The sequence below is a fragment of the Neobacillus kokaensis genome, from assembly GCF_014656545.1.
GTDB classification, from domain to species: Bacteria; Bacillota; Bacilli; order Bacillales; family Cytobacillaceae; genus Neobacillus; species Neobacillus kokaensis.
On sequence record NZ_BNDS01000055.1, the window covers coordinates 1 to 6,569 of the forward strand.

The 6,569-nt window shown below is 35.4% G+C and carries 7 protein-coding genes and 2 pseudogenes; 1 reads left to right on the top strand and 8 read right to left on the bottom strand.

The annotated features are described in order from the left end of the window. Window positions 1-240: 240 nt before the first annotated feature. From IE222_RS26020 to IE222_RS26825, 6 genes are all read right to left on the bottom strand, one after another. Window positions 241-399, bottom strand: coding sequence for a hypothetical protein (locus IE222_RS26020; protein WP_191277294.1), 159 nt, complete (start codon window positions 397-399; stop codon window positions 241-243). A 1,217-nt stretch (window positions 400-1,616) separates the two neighbouring features. Then, entirely contained in the window at window positions 1,617-1,859 is a 243-nt protein-coding gene (locus IE222_RS26025; RefSeq protein ID WP_191277295.1) for a hypothetical protein, read from the bottom strand. Between the two features lie 185 nt (window positions 1,860-2,044). Further along, complete coding sequence (locus IE222_RS26615; protein ID WP_275671526.1) at window positions 2,045-2,173, bottom strand: hypothetical protein; 129 nt, start codon at window positions 2,171-2,173, stop codon at window positions 2,045-2,047. A gap of 173 nt (window positions 2,174-2,346) precedes the next feature. After that, a complete protein-coding gene (locus IE222_RS26030) occupies window positions 2,347-2,871 on the bottom strand; it encodes a P-loop nucleotide/nucleoside kinase family protein (RefSeq protein WP_191277298.1) in 525 nt (174 codons plus the stop codon). Between the two features lie 318 nt (window positions 2,872-3,189). Then, on the bottom strand, window positions 3,190-3,387 hold the full coding sequence (locus IE222_RS26035) for a hypothetical protein (RefSeq protein WP_191277296.1): 198 nt from the start codon (window positions 3,385-3,387) through the stop codon (window positions 3,190-3,192). A 166-nt stretch (window positions 3,388-3,553) separates the two neighbouring features. Continuing rightward, complete coding sequence (locus IE222_RS26825) at window positions 3,554-3,685, bottom strand: hypothetical protein (protein ID WP_275671527.1); 132 nt, start codon at window positions 3,683-3,685, stop codon at window positions 3,554-3,556. A gap of 145 nt (window positions 3,686-3,830) precedes the next feature. Between IE222_RS26825 and IE222_RS26040 the strand changes: the two are divergent. Continuing rightward, a pseudogene (locus tag IE222_RS26040) lies at window positions 3,831-4,668 on the top strand (tyrosine-type recombinase/integrase). A 61-nt stretch (window positions 4,669-4,729) separates the two neighbouring features. Here the strand turns inward: IE222_RS26040 and IE222_RS26045 are convergent. Together IE222_RS26045 and IE222_RS26050 are read right to left on the bottom strand one after the other, a co-directional pair. After that, the gene (locus IE222_RS26045) at window positions 4,730-5,005 is read right to left on the bottom strand and encodes a hypothetical protein (protein WP_191277297.1); all 276 of its coding nucleotides are present in this window, start codon (window positions 5,003-5,005) and stop codon (window positions 4,730-4,732) included. 250 nt (window positions 5,006-5,255) lie between these two features. Then, a pseudogene (locus tag IE222_RS26050) lies at window positions 5,256-6,366 on the bottom strand (lactonase family protein). Window positions 6,367-6,569 lie beyond the last annotated feature (203 nt).

The window sequence follows — 6,569 nt, forward strand, 5'->3', positions numbered from 1 at the left end:
AAACCTCATCATATACCTCCTTAAATAGGAAACAGCAACACCTCTGAGTTAAGTTCTTTATTTAATTATAATCATTCTTAAAGTAACCTGCCCCGTTAGTCCAATTAGAAAAAGCTGCCTTAATGACAGCTGGATCTTTAACTCTTGAATTCCGTTAGTTGCATAATAAAAAGCCACCAATTAAGGCTGCCTGATTTTAAAGTAAAACAACTCATTAGTTTAATAATAACCTCAATGTAATCATTCATTATGCAGTGCATTAATAATATAAGGCAATTCACGTTGAATTCCCTGGAGATTTGAAACTACCTTGGAGGAATTCCAAGCAATAATAGATAGACTAACCGCTATTATAACAAAACTTGCAACCTTAATGTATTCAAGTCGTTCTTTTTTCATATATGATATCCCCTTATTTTTACTCTATCTAACTAATTCATTCAAGACCAATAATAACCCCTCTTTTACTAATCGGCCACTATAGTTGAAGAAGAAAAGAATTCCGTTAGGTAGATACCTTCACAATAACTTCTCCAATTCTCTTTTCAAAAAATCCCCTATCAAAAAAAGAGGGTCAAATGTTTAAAATTACGGATTACCTATATTGATAATTTCTCTAGTCTAGTTAATTAAGAGATTTAATCGATTAGCAATATAAATCAAAATTCCAACAATAGCAAGCCTATATACTATCGTCCAGTGTTTCCCTTCCATATTAGTTACCTCTTTTGAAATTTATATTTATAGCTGAATATAAATTTCTACATACTGAATATTTTTTCCTTCTTTAGCTTATTCCATCTTTTACTAACGAATTCAGTTAGTTGGATAAGAAAGAGCACCAAATATGGCAGCTTGTTCTTAAGGTAAAGCACCCGTTACTTTAAGTACAATCCTTCACAATATATTATGTTATTTATTAGTTACCTTTATATATATCCAAGGAATCCCAACAAAGATAATAATGCCTGATAGAATTGATAGGAAGGTGAATTGACTTATAACATTCGTCAAGAAAAGCACCACTAACGCCACTATGACAAATATCCTCCAATATAGAATTACGTTTTTCAAAAAACTCTACCCTTTTATTTTGCATTGAAAAGCCATTTTAATATAGATACACATAAAAAATTTTACCGACTTATAGTAGTACATTCATTTTCCTAATTGAATATTCCTTCCTTCACTAACCTGCATCTTTAGTTCAATAAGAAAAGGCTGCCGTATTGACAGTAACGGGTTCGGTTATTGGGGAGAAAACATTAAATAACAACCAAATTGGGGACACAATTCACATATGAATTGGTGTCTCCTTTTTTATTGATATATCAATATTTTGATGGATTTAACACAATAATTATCAAATCAATTCGCACACTAATTGAAGACACCGCATAAATTTATGCGTTGTTATTAAAGCCTGTGCTGAAATGGTTGCGTATTAGATATCTTAAATGTATGACCAATGGTAGATTGGCTCATATCAGAACGGACAAGGAATATCGTAGAGGATTGGAATATTAAATAACAAAATATTTAACATACGAAAACGCTTGAATTTGTATCCAAGCGTTTATCTTAACAAACGTTATGTTTAAATTAGTTTTCATTTATTAATGCTTTGTTTTTTTATCTTTGAATTTATATACAAGAAATAAAAGTATATGAATTATTATAATGGAGGGAATATAAATGGTATTGATAATTTGTAAATTTAATGCGTTATAACCTGATTGCAAACCACTATCTATATTTGAAAATTCCTCTGCTTTTAAATATTTGTAGAATAAAAAGAATCCGAAACTAATAAAAGCTAAAAAACTGATAAGTAAGAATGAGTATTTATTGAATTTCATTTTTTCACTCCCCTTCTATTTTGTCAATTTTTTACCATCTTCACAGTCTATTATAATTATTTTGCAAATAATTACAATTACCTTTTACCTTACATAAATTAATTATGGATTAACACTATAATTACGAATGCTAATAACAACTTAAATAACAGTGTGACAATCAGTCTTCGTCACACTGTTATTAACTATGCTATAGAAAGAATATCGACTGAACTTATATTGTTTTCAGCCCAATATTTAAAAACATTGGGCTTTCCTTCAAATGCTTCAAGTGCTGTTCTTGCAAGAACCTTATTTTCTTCTGATACACTCATTAAAATTTCCCCAATTCTTTGGTTTACATTTAATATAACATTACTGCTTCTTTAACTAAACTGCCCGTATGTTCAATAAGACTTCTACAAAAATAGGGCAGCAATCCTTCTTGGATCAACGCACCCTTAAGTTCAACAAAAATTTTATTCTACTCAATGCATCAATAAACTTTTTATGTTGACTCTATTACAACTTCCCCTTCTTGTGAAGGTACTTCAAATCCGTTTAAGTAAGAAATTAACGTATTTTCGGTGATCGGAAAGGCTGCATTTGCATCAAATCTTTTACTCCGTCCTATCAACCGTTGGCGAATAACTTCAGGACTAACTTTCAAATAAATAAGTTTCCATTCACCACCAGCTTCTTCAATCAGCTGTTTATATTCAACTCGTTTGGCTTTTTGCCAAAAACTAAAATCAATAACAACCTTTCGTTTATCCTGAATAAGACTTACCAATTGATTACGAAGTCTTCTTTCAGCTTCAATTTGATAATAGCTATATTTCTCAGTTGGGTAATCTATTCCATAACGTCCATTAACCTTCCAGATTTCTTCATCAATCGAAAGACGGACAAATCCTTCTTTTTCCAACTGTTGTGCATATGTAGTCTTCCCTGAACCTGCGATACCACACATCATTATAATTAGTGGATTTGATGTTTTTTGGTTTATTATCTCCCTTAATTTTCCTCTCATCAAAACACCCTTTATTTCTAAATTTCTAGTATTGAAACTTACATTGCTTACTAAAGTAACCTGCCCGTTCAATAAGACTTCTACAAAAAGGGCGGCAATCCTTCTTGGATCATCGCACCCTAAGTTTAAGTACAATTGTTCACAAAACCGAATTGCGAACAAATTTATTTTGAGTTTGTGAAAGTTAAAAGTCATATACACAAAATCAAGAGTGTCGTTTGTTGAATTTTGTCTTCATTTAATGCTTGTTTTCAATATTAGGTTTGTTTAAGAACTTTAATAAATATTAACCCGCATAAAAAATTCGAAAAATGTAAGTTATAACAAAAAAACGATTCCCAAAATACCCCAAATAGAAACCCAATGAAGTTGCTTAATCCACTTTTCAGATAATTCATCGGTCAGTTCTTGGTTTTTGTCAGTATTTTTTACTTTCCTTCTAAACCGTAAGAGTTGGACTAATCCTCCAATAAAACAAATTGTTCCTATTAACCCAAAAACTTTGACCCATTCCATAAAATTCCCCACAATCATTTCCTAAGTATGCGGTAAGTGTCGAAAATACGCAATTAGCGTTTGTTCTTCTTCAACATTACTGCCCCGTTTGTTCAATAAGGAAATCAACAAAGAAGGTGCCTAATCCTTCCTGGAACAATGCACCCTTTATAACAAGAATATTAAATTATTTATATACGACTTTTTCCAGTTTTTCAATTCTATCTCTTAGCATTTTATTATCCTTTTTTAGTTTAGCTGACTCATAAAACGCTCCAGCAGCCAATCCAAGAGCTATCCAACCCCAAAACCAATCCAATTTAAATCCCCCCGTATATATTGCGATTAAGATACAAAATCATATTAAATTAAACGAACCTGCCACTTTAGCTTAATAAGTCTATATTTCGATAATCCAGGCAATAATTCCTCTTAAAAGAGAAGATTAAATGGGAGGAATTAGGTTGTTAATATCAAAGGCTTGGGAAACATATGCCGCGGACAAACGAATTGGGCTTTTCCCCGTATACAATCAAAGCCTATGGCATTCAAGCAAAACTGCTTGTTCTCTATTTTAAGGATGCAGAAATAGCCACTCTAAACACAGAAAATCTGAAGGAATACCTTAATCATTCAGCTGCGGCCTTAAAGCCATCGAGTATGGCACACAGGATACGGTTTATGAAATCCCTGTTCCGCTGGTGCCACGAAGAAGGTCATATACCACATAACCCCGCAGCAAAGATAAAGGAACCCAAGGTCGGAAAACGCATACCGAAGTTCTTGACCGAAAGAGAGATCGAGCTTTTGCGTGAGGCGTGCGTTAGCCCAATGGAAAAAGCCTTGTTTGAATTTATGTTTTCGACAGGATGCAGGATTGGGGAAATTGTTTCACTGGAACGCAACTGCATTAATTGGTCCAACCGCTCAGCAATTGTAAGGGGGAAAGGGGACAAGGAACGTGAGGTCTATTTCAATATAAGAGCCGAAATCTGGCTTAAGCGATACATTGATCACCGCCAGGATACGGATCCTGCCATATTTGTAACGGAGCGGCTGCCACACAGGATGAGTATTGCCCAAATGAGATATGTCATAAAACGAATCTCTGCTCGTGCGGCCATCGATAAAGAAATTTATCCTCATCAACTCAGGCACAGCTACGCTACTCATTTGTTGAATAACGGGGCACCAGTTGAAGTCATACAAAGCCTTCTGGGCCACGAGAAGAGTGAGACTACCCGAATATATGCCCAGCTAAGCGGAAGGCTAAGACAAGAGTTTTATCAAAAATATTTCTAAGCAAAGAAGCGACGTTTTTGGCGTCGCTTTTGTATTCTCGCACCCGTTAGTTGAAGAAAGATTAAAACTTCACTTCCCCAGTTAAAACTCCTATAATGATAGCCGCAATAAGAATAGCTAATACAGTAAATAAAATCTCATAGCGAACGGGTTTTAGACCTTTTTTTACCTTATTGTATAGGGTTAAAACAATATAAATTATTACTACACCAATGATTATTGCTATTAAATCAATAATAGTAAATGGTTTGCTAATATAGCTGTCTAAGTAGACACCAGTTAGGAATATTACACTACATAGCATTAACTGTAAAACGAAATATTTAATAAGGTTCATTTGTATAATCACCTTTTGGCTTTCTGTATATATTTCCTAAATGCAACTTTTTCAAACTAAACTGCTTCGTTAGTGGAACAAGAAAGTTCAACAAAAAAAGCGATTCTCCTTCTTTAAGAATCGCCACCCGTTAGCTTAAGTACATTCTTTCACATTCTTGCTGGCAATTATGTTTTTTCATAACAAAAGCCGCCATTATGTCGGCAGCCCTTTATTTTATATTCCACCAAATATAGTGAACTTCATAAAATCAAAGAATAGCTAACCCTTGCGATCCAAGATAAGGAAGGTTAGTCCAAGCAGCAACCTGCAATCTAACCAGGCTTCCATCATCTTGAATAGTAAATACGGAGACTGTACCCTGATTTCCGTTTAGGGTGTAAAAATGCCGTCCATCTTTACTCACTCCAACATCCATCGGCAGTCCTGGAGCTGTACCTGGCGGTGTACTGGTAATATGCCTTATCACCGACAGTGCTCCATTGGGATCGATTCGGTAGGTGGAGATGGTGCCCGCTTAAGGTATTCGTAATGTATGCAAAACGTTCATCCCTTGTTGTTACAACCCAGCATGCGGTTTTATATCCGTTCGGTACAGAGCCACTGATCACATGAAGGATCCCGTCGTTGCTCATTGAATAGGATGACAGGGCATTTGAATCTGCTTCAGTAACTAAGAGGATTTCAGAGGATAGAAAATATGCACCCAATGGTCCTTGACCATAAGAATCATTTACGATTGGTTCTGTAACCGTACCATTTTGATTTACATGGAATACACTGAGATGGTTTGAAGTGAGTTCGGATACAAGGATTTTACTACCATCACGAGTGAAGAGAACCTGAGCGGGCTGAGCATTGAAAGTGCTGAGAGAACGGGAGGACCCAGGAATAGGAGTAAGGCTTCCGTTATCATCTATGCGAAAACCCGTGATGTTGGATGCAAAATGGTTTGCGGCATTACCTACATTGGCAACATAGACAAGATTACCAAATACATCTACGCTATTGGGCTGAGCACCTCCCGATGGCTTCACATCCACGAGTACGGGGGCACCGCTGTCAGTAATGATGAAACTGCTGATACTATGGCTGCCTGCGTTCACTGCAAGAATGAAACGTCCATCACGGGACAAAGTCAGGGATCCTTGCGACGTAAGAGGATCGACACCATCGTTTGCCGTTGCAGTGGAGACTTCCTTTGTACCAGTACCTCTACCATAAGTTGGGTAGGAACCCACAAAGGTGAGCATTCCATTCATGTCCCTGTAAAAGGCAATGATTTGATTCATTACTTCATTATTAGTCATAATGTAAACCATACTCGCATTCGCACGGAAATATTTGTTCATTATCTGCATTTTATAACTTTCCTCCTTTCATAGTTTTATATGGTGTTTTTACCTTTTCAATTCCCCAAATTAATGAAAATTGGATTAAAGGATTATCATCCACTTATCCCACTAACCTATCTTTAGTTAAATAACCACAAATGAAAAAGGACTGCCGAAACAGCAGTCCGATTGTTGTTTTAGTAAAGCACCCCGTTTGTTTAAGTACAATA